General features: G+C 60.8%; 17 protein-coding genes. 12 read left to right on the top strand and 5 right to left on the bottom strand.

Translation table 11 applies throughout. The annotated features are described in order from the left end of the window. The first annotated feature begins 12 nt into the window (after positions 1–12). The 7 genes from B5525_RS37740 to B5525_RS45010 all read left to right on the top strand — a co-directional run bounded on the left by B5525_RS37740 (position 13) and on the right by B5525_RS45010 (position 4,326). Complete coding sequence (locus B5525_RS37740) at positions 13–588, top strand: carboxymuconolactone decarboxylase family protein (RefSeq protein WP_079574324.1); 576 nt, start codon at positions 13–15, stop codon at positions 586–588. A 75-nt stretch (positions 589–663) separates the two neighbouring features. Beyond that, positions 664–1,368, top strand: coding sequence for a glutathione binding-like protein (locus tag B5525_RS37735; protein ID WP_079571123.1), 705 nt, complete (start codon positions 664–666; stop codon positions 1,366–1,368). Between the two features lie 55 nt (positions 1,369–1,423). Then, positions 1,424–1,987, top strand: coding sequence for a 2,4'-dihydroxyacetophenone dioxygenase family protein (locus tag B5525_RS37730; RefSeq protein WP_425305343.1), 564 nt, complete (start codon positions 1,424–1,426; stop codon positions 1,985–1,987). Then, entirely contained in the window at positions 1,984–2,808 is an 825-nt protein-coding gene (locus B5525_RS37725) for an alpha/beta fold hydrolase (protein WP_079571121.1), read from the top strand. Before B5525_RS37730 ends, B5525_RS37725 begins: the two co-directional genes overlap by 4 nt. Before the next feature lie 11 nt (positions 2,809–2,819). Continuing rightward, complete coding sequence (locus B5525_RS37720; protein ID WP_079571119.1) at positions 2,820–3,764, top strand: D-2-hydroxyacid dehydrogenase family protein; 945 nt, start codon at positions 2,820–2,822, stop codon at positions 3,762–3,764. A gap of 134 nt (positions 3,765–3,898) precedes the next feature. After that, positions 3,899–4,141, top strand: a complete 243-nt coding sequence (locus B5525_RS37715) for a DUF417 family protein (protein WP_079571117.1) — start codon at positions 3,899–3,901, stop codon at positions 4,139–4,141. A 47-nt stretch (positions 4,142–4,188) separates the two neighbouring features. Beyond that, positions 4,189–4,326, top strand: a complete 138-nt coding sequence (locus B5525_RS45010) for a hypothetical protein (protein WP_154073693.1) — start codon at positions 4,189–4,191, stop codon at positions 4,324–4,326. Here B5525_RS45010 and B5525_RS37710 read toward each other — a convergent pair. The 3 genes from B5525_RS37710 to B5525_RS37700 all read right to left on the bottom strand — a co-directional run bounded on the left by B5525_RS37710 (position 4,323) and on the right by B5525_RS37700 (position 7,163). Further along, complete coding sequence (locus B5525_RS37710; RefSeq protein WP_172900049.1) at positions 4,323–5,009, bottom strand: hypothetical protein; 687 nt, start codon at positions 5,007–5,009, stop codon at positions 4,323–4,325. The genes B5525_RS45010 and B5525_RS37710 overlap by 4 nt on opposite strands. A 118-nt stretch (positions 5,010–5,127) precedes the next feature. Continuing rightward, a complete protein-coding gene (locus B5525_RS37705; RefSeq protein WP_079571114.1) occupies positions 5,128–6,486 on the bottom strand; it encodes a sensor histidine kinase in 1,359 nt (452 codons plus the stop codon). Beyond that, positions 6,483–7,163: a response regulator transcription factor gene (locus tag B5525_RS37700; protein WP_079571111.1), complete on the bottom strand. Its 681-nt coding sequence runs from the start codon at positions 7,161–7,163 to the stop codon at positions 6,483–6,485. The genes B5525_RS37705 and B5525_RS37700 overlap by 4 nt, the downstream gene beginning before the upstream one ends. Before the next feature lie 328 nt (positions 7,164–7,491). On the opposite strand from B5525_RS37700, the gene B5525_RS37695 reads away from it, so the two are divergent. The 5 genes from B5525_RS37695 to B5525_RS45005 all read left to right on the top strand — a co-directional run bounded on the left by B5525_RS37695 (position 7,492) and on the right by B5525_RS45005 (position 11,327). Further along, a complete protein-coding gene (locus B5525_RS37695) occupies positions 7,492–8,076 on the top strand; it encodes a DUF2147 domain-containing protein (RefSeq protein ID WP_079574320.1) in 585 nt (194 codons plus the stop codon). Positions 8,077–8,429: 353 nt separating this feature from the next. After that, positions 8,430–9,329 (top strand): MipA/OmpV family protein, encoded by a 900-nt coding sequence (locus B5525_RS37690; RefSeq protein ID WP_079571108.1) that lies wholly within the window; start codon positions 8,430–8,432, stop codon positions 9,327–9,329. A gap of 28 nt (positions 9,330–9,357) precedes the next feature. Beyond that, the gene (locus tag B5525_RS37685) at positions 9,358–10,101 is read left to right on the top strand and encodes a hypothetical protein (RefSeq protein WP_338075247.1); all 744 of its coding nucleotides are present in this window, start codon (positions 9,358–9,360) and stop codon (positions 10,099–10,101) included. A gap of 28 nt (positions 10,102–10,129) precedes the next feature. After that, complete coding sequence (locus B5525_RS37680) at positions 10,130–10,507, top strand: DUF2147 domain-containing protein (protein ID WP_244567718.1); 378 nt, start codon at positions 10,130–10,132, stop codon at positions 10,505–10,507. 112 nt (positions 10,508–10,619) lie between these two features. After that, positions 10,620–11,327 (top strand): hypothetical protein, encoded by a 708-nt coding sequence (locus tag B5525_RS45005; RefSeq protein ID WP_154073691.1) that lies wholly within the window; start codon positions 10,620–10,622, stop codon positions 11,325–11,327. Positions 11,328–11,685: 358 nt separating this feature from the next. On the opposite strand, the gene B5525_RS37670 is transcribed toward B5525_RS45005, so the two are convergent. Both B5525_RS37670 and B5525_RS37665 read right to left on the bottom strand, forming a co-directional pair. Beyond that, positions 11,686–12,408 carry a CbtA family protein gene (locus B5525_RS37670; RefSeq protein WP_079571104.1) on the bottom strand — a complete coding sequence of 241 codons (723 nt, stop codon included), beginning with the start codon at positions 12,406–12,408 and terminating at the stop codon, positions 11,686–11,688. A gap of 6 nt (positions 12,409–12,414) precedes the next feature. After that, a complete protein-coding gene (locus B5525_RS37665; RefSeq protein ID WP_079571102.1) occupies positions 12,415–12,597 on the bottom strand; it encodes a CbtB domain-containing protein in 183 nt (60 codons plus the stop codon). Between the last annotated feature and the right edge of the window lie 29 nt (positions 12,598–12,626).

Genomic DNA, 12,626 nt, shown 5'->3' with positions numbered 1-12,626 from the left:
AGGATAGCGCAAATGATCAACGACTTCACGCTTCACGACACCTCTGGTGCACCGCCAGCCTCGGCCGAGATTCTAAACGGCGTTCAAAAGGCGTGGGGCTTTGTGCCCAACCTTCACCGCGTATTAGCCGAGAGCCCCGCTGCCCTCGAGGCCTACGGCACGCTGTGGGGAATTGCGGAAAAGACCGGCTTCACGCCCCAGGAACGCAACATCGCCTATCTCGCGATTATCTACGAAAACGAGTGCACCTATTGCATGGCCGGCCACACCAATCTGTCGCGCATGGCAAAAGTCGACGACGGCGCTATCGCCGCGGTACGCGAGGGCCGACCGATCGCAGACCCTAAGCTCGAGGCGCTGCGCCAATTCGCGGCCAAGATCACCCGCCAGCGTGGCTTCGTGAGCGAAGCCGACGTCGCCGCCTTCAAGGCCGCAGGCTACGACAATCGCGCGGTGCTCGACGTCCTTGTCCTCGCGGCGACCAAGCTCATCTCGAACTACACTAACCATCTCGCGCAGACGCCCAACGACGCCTTCATGAAGGGCGCCGAGTGGAGCGCGCCGGGCAAGCTGAAGCCCGCCGCCTGATCCGCGATCGAGGCCGCCCCTTGCCCCGGCAGGGGCGGCAGCCCTGCACTTGGCGGACAAGCCGAGGAGACCGAAATGATCGAGCTCTACTACTGGCCTACGCCGAACGGCCACAAGATCACGATGTTCCTGGAAGAAGCGGGACTGGACTACACGATCCACCCGGTCGACATCAGCGCCGGCGATCAGTTCAAGCGCGACTTCCTTGCCATCTCGCCGAACAACCGCATGCCCGCGATCATCGATACGGCACCGTCCGACGGCGGCGAGCCGATCAGCGTGTTCGAGTCGGGTGCCATCCTGTTGTACCTCGCCGAGAAGACCGGCCGCTTCCTGCCGACGGACGTCCGCGGCCGCAAGACCGCGACGGAATGGCTGTTCTGGCAAGTTGGCGGGCTGGGACCGATGGCCGGACAGAACCACCACTTCGGGCTCTACGCGCCGAGCAGGATTCCTTATGCGATCGACCGCTACGTGAAGGAGACGAACCGTCTGTACGGCGTGCTTGACCGTCATCTCGAAAACCGCACGTTCGTCGCCGGCGACGGCTACAGCATTGCCGACATGACTTCCTATCCGTGGATCGTTCCCTGGAAGCGCCAGCAGCAGAATCTGGATGACTTCCCGAACCTGCGGCGCTGGTTCGACACGGTGCACGAGCGCCCCGGGACGCAGCGGGCCTACGCCAGAGGCGAGCCGTATTCGAGCCGTCCCGCCGTCACCGAGGAAGGGAAGAAGATACTGTTCGGACAGACCGCCGCAAGCGCGCCGGCAGTCTGACGACAAAGAGCCGCAAATCTCCCGACGTCCCATTTGCGTGTTGGAGGGTAAAATGATGACCACGTCTTTATCGGAGCAACAGCAGGCGCCCGAGCGCCGTTCCATCGATCAGAGCAAGATCGCATATCAGAAACCCCAGCCCGCAGGCATGGTGCCGGATGTATTCGTCGGCTCCGCGCTGGAGCTTGACGGGGACGAACACGAATGGGTCCCGCAGTCGCCGACAGTTGCGTTCAGGCCTCTCGTCCTGAACGTGACTCAGGGATACTATATCAACATTCTTAGGGTTCGGTCCTCGGGCGTGTTGTCGCGCCACCGCCATTCCGGACCGGTGCACGCCTTCACGCTCCGCGGAAGATGGCGCTACCTCGAGCATGACTGGGCCGCGTCCCCGGGCGACTACGCGTTTGAGCCGCCCGGCGAGACGCACACGCTGGTCGTTCCGGACGACGTAAAGGAAATGGCCACGCTTTTTCACGTGACCGGCGGGTACACCTACGTCGATCCCTACGGCGAGGCGCTCGGATACGAGGATGTTTTCACCAAGCTCGAGCACGCGACCAGGCACTACGAAGCCGTCGGGCTCGGCAAGGACCATGTGAAGAGGATCGTCCGATGACGAAGCGCCAGACCGTCAATGTCAGCGGGGTTCCGATCAGCTATCTGACTGCGGGGAAGGATGGTCCCTTGGTGTTGCTGCTTCATGGCACCTATTGGAGCCGCGTCTGGCAACCCGTCCTCGACGGTATCGCCGCGGCGGGCCTTCGCCCGGTGGCGGTCGATTTCCCCGGCTTCGGCCGCTCCGGAGGTGAACTCACCGTGAGCGAGGCTTCAGTCCCTCGTCTCTCCGCCTGGCTGGTGGGCTTCCTCGAAGCGCTCGGGCACAAGGGACCGGTCATGGTCGCCGGCCACGACATCGGGGGAGGCGTGGCGCAGCATCTGATGCTCGCAAAGGAGGTGGAGGTGCGGCGCCTGGCCGTGGTGAACGGCATCATGTACGATTCGTGGCCCGTACCTGGCGTCGCCCGCTTCCGGGATCCGGCTGTGGCCGCCGCGACGACGAGGGACGATGTTCTCGCCGCGCGTCGCGTGTCCGTCGTGAAGGCGCTCGGGCGTCCGGCAAGCGAAGCCGAGATCGCGGAATATCTCGATCCGTGGACCGACCCCAGGGTCGCTCGATCCTGGCTGGCGCTCGCGGGCGCGGCGGACAACCGCTATACTCAGGAGATGCTGCCGGCCCTGCTCCAATCCAGGACCCCGAAGCTCCTGGTCTGGGGCGAGGACGACGAATTCCAGACCGTCGATTATGCCGAACGCTACGCACGCGAGATTCCGGAAACGAGGCTCGTGCGGATCAAGTCGGCAGGCCACATTCCGATGGAAAACGATCCCAAAGCCGTTGCGAGAGCTCTGGCCGAGTTCTTTGCCGCCAAGCAGTAAAGGAGGGGCCCATGATGAAGGTTGCGATCCTCGACGACTACCAGAACGTGGCGCTGCGGCTTGCCGACTGGTCGGCCGTCCGGCGGCACGCCGAGATCACCGTGTTCAACGACCACCTGGATGATCCTGGTGCGGTCGTAGACCGGCTGCGCCCCTTCGATGCCGTCTGCGTGATGCGCGAGCGAACTCCGCTCACGAGGGAGATTCTCGAGCAGCTGCCACGGCTGAAGCTGATCGCATCGACGGGCCCTCGCAACGCCTCGATCGACACGCTGGCCGCGGCAGAGCGCGGGATCCTGGTGACCGCGACCGGCTACGACTCCACTCCGACCATCGAGTTCACCTGGTCGCTGATCCTGGCGAGCATGCGGGGCATCGACCGGGAGGCCGCCTCGCTGAGGGCCGGCGGATGGCAGACGGGCCTCGGCTCAAACCTGCGAGGCAAAAGCCTTGGGGTCGTCGGGTTGGGCAATATCGGAAGAGAGGTCGCGCGCATCGGTGTCGCCTTCGGGATGAAGGTGATCGCCTGGAGCCAGAACCTGACCGAGGAGAAGGCCAGCGCTGCCGGCGCCACTCTCGTCGACAAGCAGACACTGTTCCGCGAGGCGGACGTCGTCACGATCCATCTCGTCCTGAGCGGCCGCACCAGAGGCCTGATCGGGGCGCCCGAGTTCGCCCTGATGAAGCCGACGGCCAGGTTCGTGAATACATCACGGGGTCCGATCGTTGATGAGGCGGCCCTGATCGAGGCGCTGCAGGCGCGCAGGATCGCCGGCGCAGCGGTCGATGTATTCGACGTGGAGCCGTTGCCTCCCGATCACCCCTTCCGGAAGCTGGACAACACCCTGGCGACGCCTCACATCGGCTACCTCACCGAGGATCTCTACCGCACTTTCTATGCAGATGCTGCGGCCAATATTGCCACTGGGCTCGAAGCCAACGCGGCGGTCTCCTAGCGGGCCGCTGCAACGGCTCGGCAAAGCCAGTTCGGAATTGACCATCTCCAAGTGAGCGCAAATCTGCTTACGCCAGGCCACCAGGGCTAGTCGGCGAATGTTTAGTGTTGAAGATCTACGGAGGGAGAGTAGCCATGACAGTTCATTTCCGGGTAGCAGAAAAGAGCAGCGGCTCGTATTGGCAACTAGCGTTGCTGCGATGGTCTATGGTGGCCATTTTTATTTGGTTTGGAATACAGAAATTCACGCCCTATGCAGCTGAGGCCATCGCGCCGCTGATTGAGCATAGCCCATTTACCTCGGTTTCCGGAACTGAAGTTGAGCCGCTCGGATTTGACCAATCGCAACTAAGACTCGGGACATCGCCTCATAACTGAAGGTCACAGGTGGGGAGCTTTTCCCGGCAACGGAACATTGGGCTTTTTTGATTGCGATCCTGATCGGCCTGATACCGATCGCACGACGAACCGCCCACGCCAGCAAGCCTTTTTCGGTCGAGGTGCTGACGTCGATAGCTGCAGTCGGAGCCGTGATTATCGGCGCGACCGAGGAGGCGGGCTAGGTGGCTGCCGAGACTATGGGATTGCTCGGCTCGCGCCACACAATCAGCGTGCCTGCCAGCAGCAGACCGCTAAGCATCATGCTCGCGGGAAGCGACAGAAAGAAAGCCGCGATATCGCCGAAATTGGTGCCCCAGGTGCGGATCGCCACCATCGCGACCCAATAGCTTGCGGTCCCGGCGGATGCCATGTCGAGGCGCGTTTTCTGCGCGAGAATAAGGGCAACGGCCACGGTCGCGATTATGGCGGAGATCGGTACTCCGACCGTGATCGGGTGGATCATGTGACCTATGCCGTCACCGAGCACAGTGCCGAGCGTTCCGGCTGTCAGCATGGCCAACCAGTAGAGGCCATTCGTGCGTGGGAGCCCGCATGTCACCGGCTGTAAGGATGACGCGCGGCGCAAGGCTAGAATCGCAGCCAGGAGCGCGGCCAGGCAGGCCGAGACCGTGATGTAATCCAGATGCGTGCGGTGGATTCCGAGGTCGGCCAAGTTGGTCGCGGCGGCTCGTACAACGAGGATTGCCAGCCAGTACAGGCCTTCATTTCCACGTCTGCTCCGTTGATTTGCCAACACAATGACGGCGAAAATCAGTGCAAGCATCAAAAGGCCGCCTATGTCGCTCAACTTGAGCACATCGGGTATGAAATCACCCATGTTCGCTCCACAGATGCTGGCGATCATGATACTAACCCAATAGCGTGGCCCTATGGCCGGGACGATCTTGAAGTGCATGTATAGCCTTTCTCGGTGCCTTCGCGCCTCGCGCGCGCCGTCAGCACAGAGCTCCGACTACGTTGCCTCAACGTTGCGGGATATGGATTTCGCCGGGCGTTGCTTCAGAAGCTTCGGGAAAGCGAAGGCTGGCCGTCGTCCCGCGTCCTGGGGTCGATGTGACGATCAGCGCGCCTCCGTGGGCCGCCATGATCTCCTGAACGATCGACAGGCCAAGTCCATAGCCCTCCTTGGAGGTGTTGCCCGTTTGGAACGGCTCGATGCGCTCGGGGCTTGGAGAGATTCCAGCCCCGTCGTCGCAGATCGACACGCTCCCGCGATCGAGGTTAGCCACGACGCGTCCGGCGCCGTGCGCATGGACCAATGCGTTGCCGACCAGGTTAGCCAACGCACTCCGAACCGCAGCTTCGACGCCGTGCACCACGATGGTGCCTTCCTCGACCTGCTCCAGCGAGAGTTCGATTCCGCTGTCCAGCGCGGAGGGGCTGAAATCCGCAAGGACGTCCCGCGTCACAACTGCCAGATCGATGGGCCGCTTTTCGATCGCATGATTTTGTAACCGCGCCAGGTCCAGCATGGCTGAGACCAATGACGAGAGGCGACGAACATCACGCACAAGTTCGCCCTTCAAGGCCGGTTCGGTCACGTCTTCGATCTTCGCGCGCAACAGGGTCAGTGGGGTTCGAAGCTGATGGGCCGCATTACCGAGGAACCGGCGTTGCCTTTGGATGTAGGCGTCGATCTCTTGGAAAGCGCGGTTGAGCGCGCTGGCTAGCGGCTTGAGTTCGACCGGGACCTCATCGAGCGAAATCGACGCCTGCGGTGCCGTCGGTTCGATGGCGAGCGCCAGCCTCGTCACGCGTTCGATGCTGCGCGCCACGAAGCGTGCGGACAGGAATGCGCCGGCCGCGACGGTCGACGCGAAGGCGATGGCCAGCAGAAAAATGGAGAAAAAGTTACGAACGACGAACGATCTCGCGATCTGATCGACTCCGACTTGCGCACCTCCGATCATCATAACCAGTTCGGAAGTACCCCTTCGGACGACGGCCAGGCAGAAGGCGCTCTTCTGGTCAAGCGTATTGAGGACCGAGAAACCGATCGGCCCGGTATAGGGTAGCGAGAAGGGTAGGGCCGGTCTGAGTTCGCGTCCGAACTCGGCCGTCAGGCCATCGTAGGACACGACGTACCACAGGTTTGGGCTAGTGGATTTCAAATCCTCGATACTGTGTATGGAACGGATAGTCAGTCCCCGGCCCGGATCGACGACCGTGGCGCGACTGAGGATAGCCGCGGCTGCCTGGCAAAAGGCTTGCTCGCGTTCACGTGCCACATCCAGCCAGATCACGGTGCCAAGCAAGACGAGGAAGATGGCCGCTGCAGCCACGCTGAGCGAAAGCGTCAGTGTCCTGGTGATCGACGTCATCGGATCTGCGTCGTTCTGAGAATATAGCCGATACCCCGCATGCTGCGGATCTCGACGTTGCCGCCAAGTTCGGCCAGCTTTTTGCGGAGCCGGGATACCTGCGCCTCGAGGGTATTGGATTCGATCTCGTCATCGAACCCGTAAATCTCCTCGATCAGGGCGGCGCGTGTGACAACGCGGTCGCTTCGCATCAGCAGCGCTCCGAGGATCAAGGCTTCGCGCCGCCGCAGCAGAACCTTGTTGTTGGCCACAATGGCCTCGTTGGTGCCGACGCGCAGTTCGACGTTTCCGAACGACAGGACCGACGGAACGAGGAGCCGAGGCCGCCGCAGCACAGCCCGAACCCTGGCGATAAATTCCTGCGGCTCGAATGGCTTGCCGAGATAATCGTCCGCCCCGCAGTTCAGGCCATCGATCACGTCTTCCTTGGTATCCTTGGCCGTCAGCATGATGATGGCCGGCCTTTCTGGCAATTGGCTCAACGCTGTGACGATGTCGAGCGCGTCGCCGTCAGGCAGCATCCGGTCGACGATCGCCAGATCATACTTGAAATTGCTGAGCGCTTGCCGGGCATCCGAAACGGATGCGACGATGTCGACGATCCCGTTCAACTGCCCGAGCAAACGACCGAGATAGGCCCCGATCTGCGGTTCGTCTTCGATCACAAGGGAGCGCATCGATCTTCCCGATTATGGCTGGATAGATGTTGCGGGATCGCGGCATTCCCCGCTTCGCTGGATTTGACACGTCGGTCCGCCCGGAGCCTCCCCTTACGGCAATCGGCCCCGCCAACGCAAGCCATGGAGGATCGGACGTCCTTTCGGCTCGCGCGAAGGTGACGGTTCGGCTTCGCGGAGGCAATCTTGGGGCAATGTTGGAGGATCACTCGCCAACTTCGAACCTTATGAGCCACGACCATGCGGTGAACTCAAAGTCGTGGAATATCGGCGCAGCCTTCTGACTATACTTTGTAGGCGTGAACGCAGGTCAACAGGAACTACGATGATGATTCGTAAGATCGCAAACCGGCTTCAGTTTAGCATGCTACTGGTTGCCAGCTTCGCGGCGCTCACGGCATTGGCGTATTCAGCGAGAGCAGATGAGCCAACGGCCAGTGGTCTGTGGGAGAAAACTGAAGCTGGGAAGCCTGTCGTGTGGGTATTGATCTTCGAGCGCGGCGGCACCTATGAAGGGGCCATTGCAAAGAGATTTCTCAAGCCGGGAGATGATTCCGGCGCGGTCTGCACGAAATGCGTGGATGATCGCAGGAATGAGCCTCTCTTGGGCCTTACCTTTATCAGGGGAATGAAGCGGAGCGGCTTGAAATACGAGGGTGGCGACATCCTCGATCCGCGCGATGGCAAGATTTACAGCGCGAACATGGCTATCAATCCCAATGGTCAAACTCTTACGCTTCGCGGGTATATGGGTATTTCGATTTTGGGACGTGACGAAGTCTGGAATCGGCTGCCCGACAGTGTGGTCGATATCCTCGACGCTTCCATTCTTGCAAGATATTTGCCTGCTGCGCTTCCGGCGACTTCAGCGGCCTCGCCAGCAAAGTGCAAACTTAATGATCGCGTGTGCTGAACTGGCGATTTCGACGAGCCCTTGCCGCATTGATAGCGAGACCGATCGCTCTTGACATACGCAAACATGGCGCGCGCTGGTTCGTGGTGACGCATGCATGACGGCCGTCGAAGCTGTCGGCGGCGGGGATACAATCCGGCGGGCATTATGGCGAATATCCGCCCCTGGAATGTATTCGGTAACATTTGAGAGAGAAAAACAGGGATCATCCTCACAGCATCCCAAGAACATTTCGAGGAGTGCCGGTCTGTCTGCCGGAGGCAATCTAGGGGCAATGTTAGCGCACCATCTTGCCGCTCCGAACCACACGAGCCGACCCTGCCAAAATGGCCCCGGGGGTCAGAAGGCCCTCCATGAAGCATGCCGTCAAAGCCGGTCTCCGCCCATCCCCGAGCGGGGGCGCGCACCGGACGCACTTGCCCGCGTTGCTTACCGCACTCGGTACCATCGGGGCGGTCTTTGATTCCGCATCAGCCCAAACTGCGTTTACGTTGCCGGCTCCGCCCTTTGAATTACCCATGGTGCCGCCGGTATCCGGCACTTGGACTGTCATGGTCGGCGTGGGAGGCGAATACAAACCTGACTTCGAGGGGGCCAATCGGGCCTTGCTCAGCCCGGTCCCGATTTTTGCCATCCGCCGTGCCGGCTCCACGGAGCAGTTTCGTGGCCCGCGCGACAGCGCAAGTATCGCATTCCTCGACTTCGGCGACCTTCGTGCCGGCCCCGTCGCCAAGTTCGTGGCGGCACGAAAGCAGTACAATTATTCCGTACTGAATGGCCTCGGCGATGTTAAAGCCGCGGTCGAACTCGGCGGCTTCGTCGAATACTATCCCGTCGACTGGTTCCGCACACGCGTCGAACTGCGCCAGGGCGTGGTCGGCCCCAACGGCACCGTCGCCGACTTCTCGGCGGACTTCATCGTGCCGGTGATTCAGCGGCTCACGATCTCGGCCGGTCCACGCTTCACATGGGAAAGCACCCAGGCGACCTCACCCTATTTTGGCATCGATGCCGTGCAGGCGATGGCTTCCGGGCTGCCCGTATTTAACGCCAAGGGCGGCGCGCACTCTTACGGCGGCGGCGCACAGGTGTCCTATCGGATCAATCCGCAATGGGAGGTTCATTCCTATGTCGAGTACGAGCGGCTGCTCGGCGACGCTGCATCGAGCCCTCTCGTGACCCTTCGCGGTTCGCCGAACCAAACGACCTTCGGCATTGGCGCCTCCTATTCATTCGACGTCAAAATACGATAGGACCGCCATGCGCCGCAGTAGCCGATGCGTGAGCTTCGTGACGATTCTTCTTGTTGCCGTCAGCGTCGGCGCTTGCGCGATGTTTGAAACCGGTCAGACGAAACTGCAGGGGGTCAAGACCGTCGGCATCATCTCGGCGGTCGGCGGCGAGATGAGCTTTGCAAGGGCGGGGCTGACCGGCCTCAACAGCATCCCCAGCCAAAGCTTTCCGATCGGGTCCTGGGGCCTCGATGACCTGATTGTCCAGCAAGCAACTGTGGCATTGAACGGACGTTTTCAGGTGCAGCCGGTCAGTTACAACCGAGCCGCCTTTGCGGCGGTCAAGGATTCTCCGGTTGCGCCCGTCAACCTCGTTCGTGCCGATCCATTCAAGAAGCTGGTTCAGACTGAAGTGTCCCCGCAAGGGCTCGACGCCTACATTGTCATCACCAAGGCAAAATCGAATTTCGGCCGCGGTGCCCGAAAGGTTGAAGGGATAGGCTTCGTCACCTACGGGACAGTGCTGGCATCCTACAACCAGATCCATGCGCTCTACGAAATCAGAGTTTTCGACGGAAAGACGTTCGATGTTATTGAGAAAAGGAGCGCGCCGCCGTTGGACGATGCGGTAGAGGTCAAGCTTCCTGGTCCCACCAGGCAAGTCGACGACAGTTACTCACCAGGCACCGGCGAACCCGTGCGAAATGAAAACCTGCATAGAGCGATCACGGACCTCATCGTACGCAGCCTTTCGACAACCCTGAGCGACATGCATCTCGCGGATGTTCGTTGATCGGAAGTAATAACGTAGGGATAATGTGATGAACGTTGTGCGTCTCCGCCTGGCTCTGACGGCATTCCTGATGACCACGAGTCCCAGTCTTGCAGACGACGTCTTGGGTACATGGTCACGCGACAATGGCGCTGTGCATGTCAAATTTGACACGTGTGGCGATGCCATCTGCGGAAACATCGCGTGGTTAAAGCCGGGTGCGAATACGAAAGCCAAAGTCGGGCAGCGTTTGTTCTACGACATGCGTCCCGATGGTACGAACTCCTGGACCGGCAGAGCCGTCAATCCTGACAACGGCTCAATCTATTCGGGCAAAATGGCTATTGAAGGATCTACCCTTAGTACCTCGGGCTGCATCATCGGTGGACTGATCTGCAAATCAGCGAATTGGAGAAGAGTACCTTAGCATCAGACTGACTGACGCCGTTCTAGCCTTTGGAGATAGCCATGGAAAAATGCTAACCTAGCCGGATTTGTTGAACGGCAAAGTAATTAGCGAGCGGGAAGAGAGGCCGGCAATGCTGAAATACGCGTCAAAGTTCTTTCTGAACATTCTTCTTTCCGTCCTGGCGACGGTGATCGGGTCCCATTTGGCAAACCCGTACATCGCGGGTAGGCCCGCTGCGGACGCACCGGTCTGGCTCGCGGACGCGACAATCGATCCAAAGAGACCAGACGCCAATGCCGCGTCTCGCGACGCAGTAAAAGCAGATATCACTGCGTCGGAAGGTCCCTCGGCAGTTGCCAACGCGCTCGGACCGGCGAAGGCCATTGGCGGTCGCAGCGTCGATAAGATAAATTATGAGAAGGCTGTACCGCCCGTCGATAGACTAACCGAATCGACGAACCGGCCCGCGCGGCTGCATCGGTCCGCCCCACGCCATAAGCAAATTTCAAAGACTGACACAATCGCCGCGCCGGAGAGCGCATCACTGATCATCACGTCGCCGGAACTGGGGTGCGCGACCACTGGGCGTTCTTTCAATACCAGCGCGAATTCAGTCCTCGACGCGTCGCCGCCGCCACAAGAAGTTGGTCGAGACGATGACGTTTCGCCGCCGCTGGATCCGGAGACGACAGGTTCGCATCTCACCGGTAGGGTTTTGAAGCCGATCATCCGCACAGCATTGTTGCTCTTAGAGCCGGCTTCGTTGCTCGGCAACGCTCACGAACATCCCGCGTGCTTCGCTTTTCATGCTCGCGGTTTGCGGGCATATCGTTGCTGATGACGCCCCCTCGCTGCTAATTAAATCGAAATTACTAACGAATGTCGGCATCGGTGGTTGCGCCTCCCCGCAACCACTTTCATTATAACTCACTGACCATCCCGATCTAACCGCCGGGGTGGATTGCGTTTTCTCTGGGAAACGGGGGGCGGGCGTTGGGCAGGCTTGGCCAGCTTCGGCGCTACCAAGTCCAACCTGGGATGCGGGGTGCATATCGTTTCGTCTCACGGCGCAGGCATCCAGACATCATGTTCTTCAGGCGTCGTGAAGATGACGGGCGTTGCAGCACACGGCCGACTTCAGCCTTGGGGTCGCAAGCGAGAAACGTGCGGAGCGTCTGCGCGATGACGGCCCGTCTCTATGCTTGCGGTCGCGAGATACGTCCGAACGCAACACTGGTGGAGACGCCGAGCAATGCCCAGAACAGCAGGCTGGTGAGCGTTACCATTACAATGAACCTGTGCGACAGCGCGGCCGGAACCTCGCTGTGGAACTCCGGCGCAAGGGGCGCGCCGATCAGATGCGGCAGGGCGATCAGACCGAGGCCAAGTACCGCAGCCCATGCTGCGGAGCGGAAGGCCATCAGGCAAAGCCCGATGGCTGTTGCTGCGGCCGTGGCGATCCACCAGGTCTGCCGTGCCGCCAGTTCGGCCACCGGCAAGCCCGGCAATTCTGGCGGCAGGCCGAGGCCGGGCGCCGCAGTAAACACCACAAAGCCGCCAAGTCCCCATAGCAGGCCTTCCCGCCACGTCACCGGCCGGCCCCGGATCGCATAGACCCCGGTGAGCAGCAGCGCGAAGCCGGTCGCAGTCAGAATGTTGGCCGCTACCGTGAAGGCGTTGCGCTGAAACCCATCTTCGGGCTCCCATTCGCGATCATGGCTATGGGCCTCACCGTGCTCGTGGGGGGCGCCAGGCTGCTCATGCCCAGCCGGCGGCGCCTCGGCTGCAGCCTTACGTTCATAAACTTCGCTCTTCTGGATCAGCGGGACCGTCCCGAAGAATTGCGCGACCGAAATCACCGCGCCGACCAACAGCCCGGCAAGGGCTGCCGAAAACACAATAGATCTGAAAACCGGCATTTTTGGTCAGTGACAGGGAAACGCATTGGCGTGGCGGACATCGTGCGCGGCGTTATGAACGGCGCTGATGTGCGAGAAGCCGACGACGCCGACAATGAAAAGACCAAGGGCCATCGCCAGCACGGCTTGAACGACCACGCTCGAATCGGTGGCGAGAGCGGGCAGGTGGGCGGTCTGGGACTGTTGCATCTCGATCCTCGCAAGCGATGACGGTATCT

Source organism: Bradyrhizobium erythrophlei (assembly GCF_900129505.1).
Taxonomy (GTDB): Bacteria; Pseudomonadota; Alphaproteobacteria; order Rhizobiales; family Xanthobacteraceae; genus Bradyrhizobium; species Bradyrhizobium erythrophlei_D.
This window is presented reverse-complemented; position numbering and strand designations above follow the sequence as displayed.

Coding starts and splice junctions, on each gene's coding strand:
- B5525_RS37740 (WP_079574324.1), top strand. CDS start 13: ATGATCAACGACTTCACGCTTCACGACACCTCTGGTGCACCGCCAGCC.
- B5525_RS37735 (WP_079571123.1), top strand. CDS start 664: ATGATCGAGCTCTACTACTGGCCTACGCCGAACGGCCACAAGATCACG.
- B5525_RS37730 (WP_425305343.1), top strand. CDS start 1,424: ATGACCACGTCTTTATCGGAGCAACAGCAGGCGCCCGAGCGCCGTTCC.
- B5525_RS37725 (WP_079571121.1), top strand. CDS start 1,984: ATGACGAAGCGCCAGACCGTCAATGTCAGCGGGGTTCCGATCAGCTAT.
- B5525_RS37720 (WP_079571119.1), top strand. CDS start 2,820: ATGATGAAGGTTGCGATCCTCGACGACTACCAGAACGTGGCGCTGCGG.
- B5525_RS37715 (WP_079571117.1), top strand. CDS start 3,899: ATGACAGTTCATTTCCGGGTAGCAGAAAAGAGCAGCGGCTCGTATTGG.
- B5525_RS37710 (WP_172900049.1), bottom strand. CDS start 5,009: ATGATCGCCAGCATCTGTGGAGCGAACATGGGTGATTTCATACCCGAT.
- B5525_RS37705 (WP_079571114.1), bottom strand. CDS start 6,486: ATGACGTCGATCACCAGGACACTGACGCTTTCGCTCAGCGTGGCTGCA.
- B5525_RS37700 (WP_079571111.1), bottom strand. CDS start 7,163: ATGCGCTCCCTTGTGATCGAAGACGAACCGCAGATCGGGGCCTATCTC.
- B5525_RS37695 (WP_079574320.1), top strand. CDS start 7,492: ATGATTCGTAAGATCGCAAACCGGCTTCAGTTTAGCATGCTACTGGTT.
- B5525_RS37690 (WP_079571108.1), top strand. CDS start 8,430: ATGAAGCATGCCGTCAAAGCCGGTCTCCGCCCATCCCCGAGCGGGGGC.
- B5525_RS37680 (WP_244567718.1), top strand. CDS start 10,130: ATGAACGTTGTGCGTCTCCGCCTGGCTCTGACGGCATTCCTGATGACC.
- B5525_RS45005 (WP_154073691.1), top strand. CDS start 10,620: ATGCTGAAATACGCGTCAAAGTTCTTTCTGAACATTCTTCTTTCCGTC.
- B5525_RS37670 (WP_079571104.1), bottom strand. CDS start 12,408: ATGCCGGTTTTCAGATCTATTGTGTTTTCGGCAGCCCTTGCCGGGCTG.
- B5525_RS37665 (WP_079571102.1), bottom strand. CDS start 12,597: ATGCAACAGTCCCAGACCGCCCACCTGCCCGCTCTCGCCACCGATTCG.